Here is a 13,367-nt window from a genome sequence, read left to right as displayed (position 1 = left end):
GGCGCACCTGGCTCTCGCCATAGGGTCAGCCCCATGACGACGCGTGCCTGGTTCGAGATCGATGATCCGGACGACGACTTCGAGTTCGACGACACTGAGAGAGCCTTCGTGGCCGCACTGAGCGGGCGTTGCACGGCCTGGGCGCCGACGGATGTTGTCGGGGAGGTCGGACGCCCGGACGACTGGGGATCACTCCTCGCGCACGTCAGCCTGTCCGACCGGGCTGAGCCCCGCCGGCACTTGATCGATCTGGGGATACACCTGGTCGGTGACCGCGTCCGGGGGGACCGTTTGCACAACCAGTTGTATCTGCTCCCGGATCGTCCCAGTGCCTGGGCCCTTGACGCCAAGGGCTCCGTGGAACGGCTCGCCGAGCTTGCCGCCGAGTGGTTCCGCGCGGTTCTGGACAAGCCAATCGTGCTGTACGTCTGGCTCCACGAGGGCTACGCCTACGCTGCCCGCTACGCCTTTGCCGACAGCGGCGAGACGATCTGCCAAAGCTACGTGGAGAGCATCGCCCCACCGGGCCAGGCCGCGGAGCTGACAGCCGCCGGCCACGTGCACGGCAAGGGCTGGATCCAGACCGTCGGCCTGCCGACGCCCGCCCTCTATCTGCACATCCGGGGCGACCTCGAAAGGGGCAGCACCGTGTCCGGGGTTCCGGCAACGACCAAGCGCGGACCGCTTCCCGGACTTTGGTACGAATGACCGTCTGACTTCCGTCGGCCTGGGCCGCACCGCAACCGCACCAGGACCGCACCAGAACCGCACCAGATTGGTCAGCGGCCCAACCTCCCCCAGATGCCCGCAGCTTCCCAAGCTGAGTGAACGCCGCTGTCTTGAGCCGTCAGTCCAGCCAGACCAGCATCGCGTCCTCCGCCTTGGCAGCAGCCTCGAAGAACTGGGTGAGACCGTCGTACCAGGGGCGCCCCCACTCAAGCACGCCGGGCTCACTCCATCCGAGCGGATACACCTCGGCGCTGGTCAGTTCAGCAGGGTCCACGCCACTGATGAGCCGGCCGTAGCCGGTGGCCCGCAGAGCTTCCGCCGCGAGCCGGACGCGCTCAGGCAGCAGGTACCTCGGAGGCCCGTAGCCCCAATCCTCGTCGTCGGCGAACAGCACCTCGCCGTGGATCACGTTCACGGGGAACTCGGCGCGCGCCAGGAGATAGCGGAGCATGTCCCAGGTCTTGTACGTGCTGAAGTGGCGCGCCTCGGCCGGCGCGGGCTCCGTCTCCTCCTCCGCGTCCTGGACTTGTTCGACGAAGTCCAGCGCCCAGTCGGGGTCTTGGACCGCCCGGTCGAGCTCGGCAGCCGTGACACGCAGGTACTCACCGATCATGCTCATGGCCGGAGACTAGGCGAGGCCGCTGACAACGACCGCCGGGCGGACCGTCTCGGCTTCCGCGAGTTCGGGCATGTTCTTGGGCACGGGCACGGGCACGGACGTCTTCAGTAGACGATGACTCTCCAGCGCTCGACCCACAGCGGCCAGTCGCCTCCCGCGCCCCGTACCCGGACACGGTCGGCTTCCACCTGCCAGACGGTGCCGTAGAGCGTGAACCGGACGGGTCCACGCCTGCGCACGGTGCTCGCATCCTGCTGTGCAGCGACGGAGTACGGCAACCCCGGCAACCGCCATCGCCCAGCACCATGCCCCAAGACCTGCCCCGCCGTGTCCGCTGGGCGAGTGAATCCGATCGCTTGTCGATGAGAGGCCGGTGTGACGGCGGGAAGGTGATTCTGCACGTCGGATACGTGAAGCAGGTCGGACACGTCACGGGCAGGGAGTGTTGTCATGCCGAAGTTCCTCATCCAGGCCGCTTACACGTCCGAGGGGACGAAGGGGTTGCTCAAGGAAGGGGCGAGTGGTCGCCGGGCTGCTGTTGATCAGGTGGTCGCTGGGCTCGGGGGAACGGTCGAGGCCATGTACTTCTCCTTTGGAGAGGACGACTTCGTGTGCGTTCTCGACTTTCCCGACCCGGTCTCCATGGCTGCTGTCAGCCTCAGCGTCAAGGCCAGCGGCGCGATCCGTACCCGGGCCACTCCTCTGCTCACCCCGGAGGAGATCGACGAGGCCGTCCGCCGGCAGGTCGACTTCCGTCCTCCCGGCGCGTAGGAAGCGTGGCGAACACCCGAGCCGCTCCCGACATGCACCCCAACAGGGGCTTCAGCACGCCGCTCGGCGGTGTCGACTGGGACCTGCCGGTTCCGCAGCGACGGTTGCCAGGACCGCGAGCGGTCTTCGGGATCCTTCCCGCCGCCGCCGCCGCCGCCGCCGACGTCGATGACGATGACGATGACGAATGGGCCTAGCTGGTCGAGCCTGGTGAATTCGGCGGCTCACTGCGGAGGGGATTCCAGCACGAGGCGGATCTCCGTCACCTCGTAGCCCGCGCGGTCGAAGGCGGCGGCCATCGGAACGTTGACGGTGTCGGTCGTGGCGGTGATGCGGTCGGCGCCCTCGCTCGCGTGGAACCTGGTGATCTCGGCGAGGATCTCGTCGATCAGGCCCTGTCCGCGCTGCTCGGGGACGACGCCCAGGTAGCCGACGTTCCGGTGGTAAGGGGTCGCGGAGGGAATGGCCAGGCCCGCCAGGGTGCCGTCCGGGAGTTCGGCGAGGCGCCACCAGGAGCGCTCGCCGGGACAGTCGAGGTAGAACTCGATGTCCTCGCGCGCCAGTTGCTCGGGGTCCGTCGAGCGGAGCTCGTTGCGCGTGTGCAGGTCGAGGCTTCCGGCCGACAGCCAGACGAACGCGTCGAGGAACTCCTCGTCCGTGCCCTCACGGAAGATCAGCTTTCCCGTGGGTGCCGGGACCCCGGCGGCCGGTGTCCACTCGTACCGTAGGCGCTCGATCTCGCTGCTCAGCCCGGACCTGGACGCCGCCTCCCGGCGCCAGTCCACCGCGTCGACCAGCGCCGGACTGGTCCGCCAGTCCCGGGGCAGCGAGATGTTGTAGGAGGGGAGGATCCCGAAGGCGGCATGGGCCGTGGTCAGCAGCCCCGTGGCGACGGCGGCCGGGTCGACGACGTCGGCTCGTACCTGGAGGCAGTCGAGCGCGATCGGCCGCACGCTGTCGGCACGGCCCCACCACAGGGCACGGGCCAGGGTCTCCCCGTCCTCGCCCTCGGCGAACCAGATCCACTCGGGGCGGAACTGGTTGCTCGCGAGCTCCTGCCGGATCCGTTCCGCGGTCAGGGCGGGGACGGGACCGCCGACCGGGCAGGCGGCGGCGCGGTCGAGGTCTGCGGGGCCGAGGGCTGCGGGGTCTGCGGGGTCTGCGGTGGCAGCGCGAAAGAGCATCCGGTCATGATCGGGTCGGGTGGTGGGCGGAGCCATCGCTTTTTTCGAGCGGAGCCACAGCCTTCGAGCAGAGCCGGAGCCGTGGGTCTGGCCGGGACCTGTTCGCCGGTGAGAGGGCCCGCCGTGCAGTGGGGGTGGGCAGTGGGCGGGTGCCGGGTGTCGCCCGAAGACCACGCCAGTAAGCCGGAGTGCCTTGTTCCGGCGTTTCAGCGTCGTGATTTGCCCATGGTTCGACCGCCATGGGTCACAAGGCCGCGAAGGGGGGAAGGCTCATGGTGACCAGGAGTCGTACAGATCCCAACACGGATTCGCTCGGGAGGACTTGAGGCCACTGCCGACGAGATCAAGCCGCACCCGGGTTGACGGGCTCCCGCGTTCTAGCCGTTGGCTGAGCGGTGTGCTTCCCTGAAACGAGAACCGAACAGCGCCACCTCATCCGCAACTTGACCCCCATCGGGCTGGTTGCGGCCCGACGCAGGTTGACATCCGCGGGGCCCGGCACAACGACCGAGGTCCGCGGGGCGAGGAGCACGGGGCGTTCATGGAGACGTCAGCGACTGGCGTGGAGATCGACTTCGACGTGGTGAACCTCAGCGGTTCCGCGGACGTACGTATGGATCTGGACGAGTTACCCGAAAGTGCTCTGGGCCGGTCGATACGGCGAGTTCGGCGGGACACCTTGGAGCATCGCGCGGTGGATGTGTCCATTTTCCAGTCAGCTCTCTGATGGGCGCTTAGGCAGCGGGGGACCGCGTGGCAGGAGGTGGCACGTGCGTGATGCGAACCCCTTCGTCGAGTGGGTGGTCAAGGTTGCGCAGCCGTGCAATCTGGCATGTGACTACTGCTACGTCTACGAGCTTCTCGACCGCTCCTGGCGGGACAAACCGTCCGTCATGGCCACCGGGACCGCGGACCAACTGGCCCGCCGCATCGCCGAGCATGCCGGGCGGCACGGCCTGCCCCGGGTCCGTGTGACCCTGCACGGGGGTGAGCCGCTGCTCGCCGGCCCGTCCCGAATCGAACATCTTCTGCAGGTTCTGAAGGAGGCACTGCGCGACACCGCAGAGTGTGATATCTCCCTTCAGAGCAATGCGACTCTTCTGAATCCCTTATGGATGGACCTGTTCCGCCGACACGGGGTGTCGGTGGGTGTCAGTCTTGATGGCGGCCGAGAGGCCAACGATCGCCACAGGCGTACCAGGAACGGGCGAGGCAGTCACGCCTCCGTCCAGAGGGGACTAGAGCTTTTGAGGAGGCCCGAGAACAAGGCACTGTTTGCGGGCCTGCTCTGCACGGTGGACCTCGCCAACCCGCCGCTTCGCGTGTACGAGTCCCTGCTCGCGCACGAGCCGCCGGCCATCAACTTCCTGCTGCCGCACGCCACGTGGGAACACCCGCCGCCCGGTCACGACCCGGATCGAACGCCGTACGCGAACTGGCTCCTGGCGGTGTTCGAAAGGTGGTACTCGGCACCGCGTCAGGAGACCCGGATCCGCCTGTTCGAGGATCTTGTGGATCTCGCTCTCGGCGGTGACGTGCGGTCGGAGAGCACGGGGCTGGCCGACACGGACTTCCTGGTCGTCGAGAGTGACGGAACAATAGAATTATCGGACTCGCTGAAGGTCACCCGGGACGGCGGCGCGGCCACCGGGCTCGACATCTTCACCCACGACTTCGACACCGCGGCACAGCACCCGGTCGTGGCCGATGCCCGCCGAGGGGGCCTGGCGGCGCTCGCCGACGTCTGCCGCAGCTGCGAGGTCGTGCGCATGTGCGGCGGTGGACTTCGTGCCCACCGGTTCCACCCGTCCAGCGGCTTCGCGAACGCGAGTGTCTACTGCGCTGACCTGCGGGTTCTTACCACCCGGATCCGGGACCGGGTCGTGGCCGATGCCACCGCCTTGCTCGGGGGTGTGTCATGACGGCCCCGGCGACCCTGCGGATGGCCGGCGAGGACTTCGCGAGCCTGGCGCGCTGTCACCCGTCCCCGACCGCCCTGCGGATCCTGCGGGACGGCCAGGTCTCCCGGCGTCTGCTGATGCTGAGGGACGTGGCCGCAGCGATCCGGAGCAGCACACCGGATTCCTGGGAGTACTGGGGAGCGGCGGCCTGGGAGTTGTGCCGCCGAGCCCGTGCGGCGGACGTCCGGGCCTTCGAGGAGGTGCTGCTCCATCCTCATGTCGGTGTGTGGCTGGGGCGTTGCCTGCGGGCCCTGGACGACCCGAGTCCCGCCGTCCGCGCGAGCGCTGAAACCGGCCGGCTGACCGGTCTGGCGGCCGCCGCCGCATTACGCGCCGGACTCCGCCCGCGCCTCGCCCTCCCGGCAGTCGACTCCCTGATCTGGCTGCCCACGCTGGGCCGTGTCCGGTTGACCGGAGGCGCGCGGGAGGCCCGGCTGTGGGGTGACGTCCTGGACCTGGGCGGGCGATCACTGGTCCTGGGGGAGCGGGGCGAGGCCCTCGACGGCACCGGCCTGTGCACACCGCGTCGCGTGACCGCCGTGCCACCGGGAGACGCACCGTCGTTGTCGGTGGTCCTGGAGGACACCGACCCCTACCGGAACGCTCACGGCCATCCGGTGCTGCCCCGACAGACAGCCGAGGAGCTGCGTGCCTGGCAGGTGTCGGTGGCCGGGGCCTGGGACGTGGTCACCCGTCTGGTCCCGGAACGTGCGGCCGGGTACGCCGCGCTGTGGACGGCGCTCGTGCCGTTGGAGCCACCATGGGACGGGCGAGCGGTGAGTTCCGCCGCGCGGGAGGCCTACGGGGCGATCGCGGCCACCTACACCGCCGATCCGGTGCGGCTGGCCGAGACGGTGGTGCACGAGAGCACGCACATCGCTTTCGGAGCCCTCGCCGATCTGGATGATCTGGCGGATCCCGAGGACCGCAACCTGCTGCGGGTCGGCTGGCGAAAGGACCCCCGCCCCATCGGGTCCGCCCTCACCGGAACCCATGCCCATCTGGCACTCCTGGAGTTCTGGCACCGCCGTCAGCGGGAGCTGAGCGGCCGGCAGGCTCGTGCCGCGCGTACACGACTGCACCGCTACGGGCGTCAGGTCGCGCGTGCCCTGTGGGCCCTGCGGGCCCATCCCGCGCTCACGCCCTCCGGGGCCGACTTCGTCGCGGGGATGGCCGACGAGGCGGCGCGCTGCGGCTTTCCCGCGCGTTCGCTGCCTGCCGTCCGCTTTCCCGCGGGGTCGTTGCCCTTCGTCCGACCCGACGACCCCTCACCCGTTGGGGTGGCGCCGCAGGCGCCGATCCGGACGCGCGAGCCCGCAGCTTCCTCCCCTGACCAGGCCACGGCTGACTTCGCCCGTGATCTGGCCCATTCCGGCAGGAAGAAAGCCGATGAAAAAACACCAGGGGTGGGCTGATATATGAGGACGCGGTGGCACGGGGGAAACGCGACGGCGCGGTGGAAATCCGCGAACGCGCAGAGAGCGGCGAGGCCGCGCGGCACCGGCGCACCCCCAGATGTTCGCCATGTCCGGAACAAACATCGACGTGGTGCCGGTGGTGACGATGCGTGCCGAGTGTGCTGCGCGACCGTGCCGCCCAACTGCCGATCCGGCTCGCCCCGGGATCACGTCGCGTCAGTCGCGTCAATGGAGCCATCGTGAGCCACTTCTATTTGAGTCACGTGCGCACCGTCGACGAGGAGTGGGTCGCGTCGTTCTTTCACGACCTCTGCCGGGTCGTCGCCAAGCGCACAGGACGCTCCCCGGAGATCGTGGGTGTCCGCGGGAAGCCGCAGTCGCCGGATGTGTCGGTGGATCTGCTGGGCCGGTCCACCGTCCTGGTCGTGCTGTACTCGCCGCGTTATTTCAGTCAGTCGTACTGCCGGGCCGAGCTGTCCTACTTCCAGCGGCGGCTCAACATGCAGCGGTCCAGGACCGGGTACAGCGCGGACGCGGTCGTCCCCGTCATGTGGGAGCCCGACCCCGCGCACGCACTGGAGGCCGTCCTGCCGTACCCGCCGCTCGGCGTGCGGTCCCAGGCCTACCAGCGTGACGGGCTGCTGCACCTGCTGCGGTTGAAGGCGCGCTACCGGTCGGACTACGAGGAAGTGCTGAGAGCCACCGCCGACCGCATCGTCGTAGCCGCGGAACAACTTCCCGAGGTGCACGGATTCGATGCGAGCGGCAGTCATTCCCCTTTCGGCGCTCCCACGCCCGTTGGTGGTCAGGCGGTCAGTTTCGTGGTGGCGTCCACGGCCGAGGACGAGCTGCCCGAGGAACGGCGATCCAGCCAGTACTACGGAAAGACGGCTCTGGACTGGTCCCCCTACGCTCCGGGAGAGCCCGAGGCCCTGGTCTCGCTGGTGAAGAACACCGCCACCGCGCTGGACTTCACCGCGACCGTGCTGCCGCTGGACGAGGAGACCGTCGACCGGATCGGCCGGGAGGAGAACCCCGAGCAACTGGTCGTGCTCCTGGTGGACGCCTGGGCGGCCATGCGGCGGGAGAAACGCACTCTTCTGGCGGCCGTGGACGACCGCGGTCCCGAGGTGACCACGGCACTCGAACCCCGGTCCCGAGAGGACACCGAGTCGGTCGAGCAGGCGGTCACTCTCGATGAACTCCTGGACCACGCACTCCCCCTGATGCGCGGGCAGCGCAGCGAGTACGACCGCTGGGGGCTGCCCGATGCGGAGAGTTTCACCTCCTCCCTCCGCAAGGTCCTGATCCGCCTGCAGAACGAGGCTCTCAAGTCGGCGGAGGCAGTTCGGCCGCCGGCTCCACCGGCCGAAGGTCTCCGCACGTTTCCCCTGCTCGGAAGGTATTCGTCATGACGTTCGACTCGGGTGACGCCGGCACCCGCGAGTCCGGCACCATCGTCACGTTCTACTCCTTCAAGGGCGGAACCGGGCGCACCATGGCCCTGGCGAACGTGGCCTGGATCCTGGCCAGCAACGGGAAACGTGTGCTGGCCATGGACTGGGACCTGGAGGCGCCGGGCCTGCACCGCTACTTCGCTCCCTTCCTCGTCGACCCGGAACTCGACTCCACCCGCGGCCTCATCGATCTGATCCGCGAATTCGACATGACCAGGCCCAGGCCGTCGGACGACGACTACAGCCGGCACGCCCGAGTGGAGCGCTTCGCCTCCACCCTGGACTGGAACTTCGACAACGGCGGCTACGTCGATTTCGTCTCCCCGGGACGGAGGACCCCGGAATACTCCGAGACGATCAACACGTACGACTGGAAGGGGTTCTACGACCGCCGGGGCGGCGCGGCCTTCCTGGGCGCCCTGCGCGAGGACATGCGGCGTAACTACGACTACGCCCTGATCGACAGCCGGACGGGCTGGAGCGACACCTCCGGCATCACCACGATGGTGATGCCGGACGTACTGGTCGACTGCTTCACGCTGAACACCCAGTCCGTGGACGGCAGCGCCAGCGTGGCCGGGGACGTACGGCGCTCGGTGCCGCACGTCAGGATCCTCCCCGTGCCCATGCGGGTGGAGGACGCCGAGCAGGAGAAGCTGGTGATCAGCCGGGGCCATGCCCGCCAGCGCTTCCAGGAGTTCCTGAAGGACACGCCGCGGGCCGCCGACCCGGACGGCTACTGGGGCGCGGTGGAGATCCCCTACAAGCCGTTCTTCGCCTACGAGGAGGTGCTGGCCACCGTCGCGGACACGCCCCGCCAGCCCGCCTCCCTGCTCGGCGCCTACGAACGCCTCACGTCCGTGATCACGGACGGGCAGGTGACGGCCCTGCGGCCGGTCGAGGAGCCGGTGCGCAGGCAACTGCTCGCCCGCTTCCAGCGGGTACCCGTGCCCGGCGGCCGCCTGGTGCCCCGGGTCCGTGTCGACTACGCGCTGCGCGACGGCGCCTGGGCGGAGTGGATCGCGGCCCAGCTGCAGGCCGCGGGGATCTCCGTGGCGCTGCGCGGAAGCAGCCCGTCCGTGCCGCTGTCCAGCGGTCCGCCGGAGGGAGCCGACGTGGTCGTCGCGCTGCTCTCGCCGGACTTCGCCACCACGCCGGTCGCCGACGAGGTACGCGCCCTGGCGGCGGCACCCGAAGGGCCCAGGATCATCGGGCTGCGCACGCGGGAGCACACGCCGGAGCCGACGCTGCGCGGGCTGCCGGGATTCACGCTGGTGGACCAGTCCGCCGCGCAGGTGCTCAGCAGGTTCTTCGGCCTGCTCGAACTCGAGGCGCGGATCCCCACCGTCAGCGGGGACCTCACCTATCCGGGCCTGGCCCCCCGCATTTTCAACGTCCCGCGCCGCAACAACGCCTTCACCGGCCGCGATGTACAGCTGGACCGGCTGCGGTCCGAACTGAATTCGGAATCGCTGCGTTCGGACACACCGGTGGGCAGGGTTTTCCTCTATGGTCTGGGCGGGATCGGAAAGACCCAGATCGCGCAGGAGTACGTCCACCGGTACGGTTCCCAGTACGACCTCGTGCACTGGGTTGAGGCCGAACAGCCCAACCGGATCCCTCAGCTCCTCGCGGAACTCGGGCTGGAGCTGGGAATTCCCGGCGACACGGTCGACGAACGCGCGCAGGCAACCGTGACAGCGCTTAAGAATGGCGAATACGGTCGTTGGTTGCTGGTTTTCGACAACATCACCGAAAGCCAGGACACGAACGGAGAGAACCAGGACAGGGACGAGGGAGACACGACAGTGGAACGGTACCTTCCAGCCGAGGGGCCGGGGCACGTCATTCTCACCGCCCGGCGATCACCCCACGAGGAGAACCAGATCGCCGTGGAGGTCGACGCCTTCAACAGGTCCGAGAGCATCGCCCTGCTGCGCCGCAGGGTGGACGGACTCTCCGTACGGGATGCCGACCGGATCGCCGAGACGCTCGGCGACTTCCCGATGGCCATGGAACTCGCGGCGGCCTGGCTGAGGCAGACGGCCATGCCCCTGGACACCTACCTCGAACAGGTCAACAGCCGGGTCAGCACGGTGCTGAGCGGCACCGGCGGCAGCGGTGACAGCCAGCAGGAGTCCCTCCTCGCGGTGTGGCGGCTGACCGTCGACCGGCTCGGCAACGAGCGGCCCGCGGCGGTCCGGATGCTCGAACTGTGCGCGTTCTTCTCTCCGGAGCCGATCGCGCACTCCCTCCTCTACAGCGATGCCATGCGCACCCGGCTAGCCGAGGAGACCGGCGACGATTCCGTGCTCGACCCCATGGTGATGGGGTACCTGATCCGTGACCTCGGGCGGTACGCGCTGGCCACGGTGGACCAGCAGAGCGGTTCCATCCAGGTCCACCGACTGGTCCAGGCCGCGGTGCGCGAATGGCTCGGGGAGGACTCCGAGCGCGAGGTACGGACCCGGCGCCAGGCACAGCTCGTGCTGGCGGGAGCGCTGCCCTCGGCCTCCCTCCAGGAGGACAGCGTTCCGGTCCGGCAGCGGTTCGCGGAGCTGCTGCCCCACCTGGAACCCTCCGAAGCGCTGTCCAACACCGATGCGCGGGTGTGCGAGTGGGTCATCGGCCAGGTTCGCAACCAGTGGCGCATCGGCGACCACCGGGCCGCCGCCGCACTGGGACAGAAGGCACTCAACGCCTGGACCGAGTCCCTCGGCCCGGACCACCACCTCCGGCTGCGGCTCGCGGCCCAGGTGGCCAACCCACTGCGCTCCCTGGGCCGTTACCAGGAGGCCCACGACGTGGACGCCGACACCCTGCAGCGCCAGCGCGAGCAGCTCGGCCCCGACGACGGCTACAGCCTGGTCACCGCCCGCAACTACGCCGCCGACCTTCGCGGTCTGGGCCGCTATCAGGAAGCGCTCGACGAGGACAGGCGGACCTATGAGCTCCACGTGAACAGTCCGCACTTCGGACCCGACAACGAGGAGACCCTCCGGGTGGCGAACAACCTCGGTGTCTCCCTCAACCTCGCGGGCCGCCCGGGCGGAGCCCTGGACCGTGCGACCGACACCTATCAGAAGTCCCGGCAGGCACTGGGGCTTCAGCGGGGACTCACCTGGGCCTTCGCGGGAAGCGTCGCGCTGGACCGCCGGGAGACGGGCGACTACCAGGGTTCCCTCGACCTGCTCATCGAGATCCGCAAACGGTTCGTCGGCATCCAGAAGGACGAGAAGTCCAACGACGTGCTGAGCACGGACGCGTCCCTCGCGGTGACCCAGCGCCGCCTCGGCCACTACGCCGAGGCCGAGGCCCTGACCCGCTCCACCCTGAACGTGTACCGGCAGCGCTACGGCGAGGCGCACCCCGACACCATGTCGTGCACGGCCAACCTCGCCTGTGACCTGCTCGCCCTGTCTCTGGTGGACCCGGTCCGCGGATCGGAGGCCGTGGACCTCGGGAAGCAGAACTTCGAGCGCTACCGCGAGCGCCTCGGCGCCGATCACCCGTTCACCCTGTCGGCCGCGACCAACCTCGTAGCCATCTTCAGAAGCCGCGGAGAGACCGACCGGGCCCTGGAACTGGCCGACGAGACGCTCCCGCTGCTCATCGAGCGGCTGGGCACCGGTCACCCCGCCACCCTCGCCTGCCGCTCCAACCGGGCCGGTGTGCTGTCCGCGCTGGGACGCTACGACGAGGCGCTCGCCCAGGACGAGGAAGCCCGCGAGGCCTACCGCGCCCTCTACCGTGATCACCACCCGCGGGTGCTCTGCGCGGAGTACAACGTCGCCCTGGACCGCAGCCTGATGGGTGACGACGACACCTACCCGGGCGTCCACGGGGCCGCGCTGGCCGCCGAGCGCGAGTTCGGGCCGGCCCATCCCCTGGTCCGGGTGATGAGCGACCGGAAGCGGATCGACTTCGACCTGGAGATGCCGCCGATCTGAGCCGCCCGCGCGCGTGACCGCCCCGGGACGGACCCGGGGCGGTCAGTTGCTCAATGTCGATCCGTACCGGCGCACGAACCGCCGTACCGTGCGGTTCATCTCCTCCTCCCGCCAGGCGGGCAGGCCCTCCAGGCGGGTGTGCGCGCCGGTGGCGCCGAGCAGTTCGCCGTCGACCACGAACAGGAAGAGGAGTCCTACCGGGTACGCCGTGTCGAGTGCTCTGACCAGGTCGGCGTCCGGGGGGTGCGGGACGATCACGACGACCGGGCCGAAGTCGTGCTCGTGTTCGCGCAGTGTCTCCTCGTCGTGGATGTCGAACTCCTCCAGCAGTTCCTCTCCGATGTGCTGCACCAGATCGCCCAGGACGCCGGTACCCGCGGTGAGGGCGACGACGAAGTGGTCCCAGGGCAGCGGCTGTTCGCTGGCCCGGTGGATGTACCGGCGTGCCGTGTCCGTGTACTGCGCGGGCAGTACCGCGACCCTGGGGGACGCGGTGTCGAGCACCCCGCGTATCCGGTCGGCCTCGGCCGCCGGCACCCGGGCATGGGTCACGCTCAGCTGGATGAGTTCCCGTGAGGCTTCCGGGCCGGACAGGGGCAGCAGTTCGGTGAGGGCCGCGCGCAGCGGGTCGGTCTCGGGCTCGCTCGGCCGTTCGGCCAGGAGCCCCGAGGCGAGCCGGTGGCGCATCAGCGGGAACAGCGCTTCGATCTGGACGCCCAGTGTCGCGCCGGCCCGGCTCAGGCTCTGCGCGTCCACCTCCCGCAGATGGTGGACCACCCGGTGATGCACCTTCGCCCCGGTCAACTCGGCTCGCATCAGATCGAGTTGCGGTCGGATGTCGCGTCGTACGGACTCGATGTCGTCCTTTCCCGGCCACTCCACCGTCTGCCGTCTGTTCGGGCTGAGCGACCCCAGGCCGCTCTTCTCCAGCGCCTCCAGGGTCACTTCCGGCAGCATCAGCAGGATCACCGGGAAACCGTCGTGCCGGTTGCGCAGTTCCGCCATGGCCAGTTCGTTCTGCACATGCTCGGACTTCAGCGCGTGGGCCGACACGATCAGGAGCATGCCGTGGGCGCTGCCCATGCCGTCGGAGATGGCCTCCATCCAGTCCTCGCCCGGCACCAGGGACTCCCGGTCCACGATGACCGGCTCGCAGCCCTCCTGGTGGAGCAGTTCCTCCATGGCGCGCCGGGCCGGCCAGCAGTTGCAGGTGCAGTCCGGTGGTTCGCTGCGGCTGAGGAAGACATGGGGACCTGGCATGGGACTCCTCGTACTGAA

At 69.2% G+C, this 13,367-nt stretch carries 12 protein-coding genes; 8 read left to right on the top strand and 4 right to left on the bottom strand.

The window, feature by feature from the left end:
* Positions 1-33 precede the first annotated feature (33 nt).
* On the top strand, positions 34-708 hold the full coding sequence (locus tag ACIPSJ_RS16615; protein ID WP_401346424.1) for a hypothetical protein: 675 nt from the start codon (positions 34-36) through the stop codon (positions 706-708).
* Positions 709-847: 139 nt separating this feature from the next.
* Here the strand turns inward: ACIPSJ_RS16615 and ACIPSJ_RS16610 are convergent, their stop codons facing one another.
* On the bottom strand, positions 848-1,348 hold the full coding sequence (locus ACIPSJ_RS16610; protein ID WP_401346421.1) for a YfbM family protein: 501 nt from the start codon (positions 1,346-1,348) through the stop codon (positions 848-850).
* Positions 1,349-1,452: 104 nt separating this feature from the next.
* On the bottom strand, positions 1,453-1,587 hold the full coding sequence (locus tag ACIPSJ_RS16605) for a hypothetical protein (RefSeq protein ID WP_401346419.1): 135 nt from the start codon (positions 1,585-1,587) through the stop codon (positions 1,453-1,455).
* Between the two features lie 211 nt (positions 1,588-1,798).
* On the opposite strand from ACIPSJ_RS16605, the gene ACIPSJ_RS16600 reads away from it, so the two are divergent.
* Together ACIPSJ_RS16600 and ACIPSJ_RS16595 are read left to right on the top strand one after the other, a co-directional pair.
* Positions 1,799-2,119 carry a GYD domain-containing protein gene (locus ACIPSJ_RS16600; protein ID WP_359211964.1) on the top strand — a complete coding sequence of 107 codons (321 nt, stop codon included), beginning with the start codon at positions 1,799-1,801 and terminating at the stop codon, positions 2,117-2,119.
* Positions 2,120-2,124: 5 nt separating this feature from the next.
* Positions 2,125-2,316 carry a hypothetical protein gene (locus ACIPSJ_RS16595; protein ID WP_401346417.1) on the top strand — a complete coding sequence of 64 codons (192 nt, stop codon included), beginning with the start codon at positions 2,125-2,127 and terminating at the stop codon, positions 2,314-2,316.
* Between the two features lie 27 nt (positions 2,317-2,343).
* Here ACIPSJ_RS16595 and ACIPSJ_RS16590 read toward each other — a convergent pair whose 3' ends face one another.
* Positions 2,344-3,303, bottom strand: coding sequence for a GNAT family N-acetyltransferase (locus ACIPSJ_RS16590; protein ID WP_401346414.1), 960 nt, complete (start codon positions 3,301-3,303; stop codon positions 2,344-2,346).
* Between the two features lie 541 nt (positions 3,304-3,844).
* On the opposite strand from ACIPSJ_RS16590, the gene fxsA reads away from it, so the two are divergent.
* The 5 genes from fxsA (at position 3,845) to fxsT (ending at position 12,089) form a co-directional block, all read left to right on the top strand.
* Positions 3,845-4,030 carry an FxSxx-COOH cyclophane-containing RiPP peptide gene (fxsA, locus tag ACIPSJ_RS16585; protein ID WP_393657116.1) on the top strand — a complete coding sequence of 62 codons (186 nt, stop codon included), beginning with the start codon at positions 3,845-3,847 and terminating at the stop codon, positions 4,028-4,030.
* 43 nt (positions 4,031-4,073) lie between these two features.
* The gene (locus tag ACIPSJ_RS16580) at positions 4,074-5,225 is read left to right on the top strand and encodes an FxsB family cyclophane-forming radical SAM/SPASM peptide maturase (RefSeq protein WP_401346412.1); all 1,152 of its coding nucleotides are present in this window, start codon (positions 4,074-4,076) and stop codon (positions 5,223-5,225) included.
* Positions 5,222-6,679 carry an aKG-HExxH-type peptide beta-hydroxylase gene (locus ACIPSJ_RS16575; RefSeq protein WP_401346409.1) on the top strand — a complete coding sequence of 486 codons (1,458 nt, stop codon included), beginning with the start codon at positions 5,222-5,224 and terminating at the stop codon, positions 6,677-6,679. The genes ACIPSJ_RS16580 and ACIPSJ_RS16575 overlap by 4 nt, the downstream gene beginning before the upstream one ends.
* A 242-nt stretch (positions 6,680-6,921) precedes the next feature.
* Entirely contained in the window at positions 6,922-8,097 is a 1,176-nt protein-coding gene (fsxC, locus tag ACIPSJ_RS16570) for an FxsC protein (RefSeq protein WP_401346407.1), read from the top strand.
* Positions 8,094-12,089, top strand: coding sequence for an FxSxx-COOH system tetratricopeptide repeat protein (gene fxsT, locus ACIPSJ_RS16565; RefSeq protein WP_401346406.1), 3,996 nt, complete (start codon positions 8,094-8,096; stop codon positions 12,087-12,089). Before fsxC ends, fxsT begins: the two co-directional genes overlap by 4 nt.
* A 42-nt stretch (positions 12,090-12,131) precedes the next feature.
* On the opposite strand, the gene ACIPSJ_RS16560 is transcribed toward fxsT, so the two are convergent.
* Entirely contained in the window at positions 12,132-13,349 is a 1,218-nt protein-coding gene (locus ACIPSJ_RS16560; RefSeq protein WP_359211942.1) for a toll/interleukin-1 receptor domain-containing protein, read from the bottom strand.
* Between the last annotated feature and the right edge of the window lie 18 nt (positions 13,350-13,367).

The sequence above is a fragment of the Streptomyces sp. NPDC090088 genome (assembly GCF_044747345.1).
In the GTDB taxonomy this organism is placed as follows: domain Bacteria; phylum Actinomycetota; class Actinomycetes; order Streptomycetales; family Streptomycetaceae; genus Streptomyces.
This window is presented reverse-complemented; position numbering and strand designations above follow the sequence as displayed.

Bases quoted from the DNA above. Each gene is read 5' to 3' on its own strand.
- ACIPSJ_RS16615 (WP_401346424.1), top strand. From the start codon at position 34: ATGACGACGCGTGCCTGGTTCGAGATCGATGATCCGGACGACGACTTC.
- ACIPSJ_RS16610 (WP_401346421.1), bottom strand. From the start codon at position 1,348: ATGAGCATGATCGGTGAGTACCTGCGTGTCACGGCTGCCGAGCTCGAC.
- ACIPSJ_RS16600 (WP_359211964.1), top strand. From the start codon at position 1,799: ATGCCGAAGTTCCTCATCCAGGCCGCTTACACGTCCGAGGGGACGAAG.
- ACIPSJ_RS16590 (WP_401346414.1), bottom strand. From the start codon at position 3,303: ATGCTCTTTCGCGCTGCCACCGCAGACCCCGCAGACCCCGCAGCCCTC.
- fxsA (WP_393657116.1), top strand. From the start codon at position 3,845: ATGGAGACGTCAGCGACTGGCGTGGAGATCGACTTCGACGTGGTGAAC.
- ACIPSJ_RS16575 (WP_401346409.1), top strand. From the start codon at position 5,222: ATGACGGCCCCGGCGACCCTGCGGATGGCCGGCGAGGACTTCGCGAGC.
- fxsT (WP_401346406.1), top strand. From the start codon at position 8,094: ATGACGTTCGACTCGGGTGACGCCGGCACCCGCGAGTCCGGCACCATC.
- ACIPSJ_RS16560 (WP_359211942.1), bottom strand. From the start codon at position 13,349: ATGCCAGGTCCCCATGTCTTCCTCAGCCGCAGCGAACCACCGGACTGC.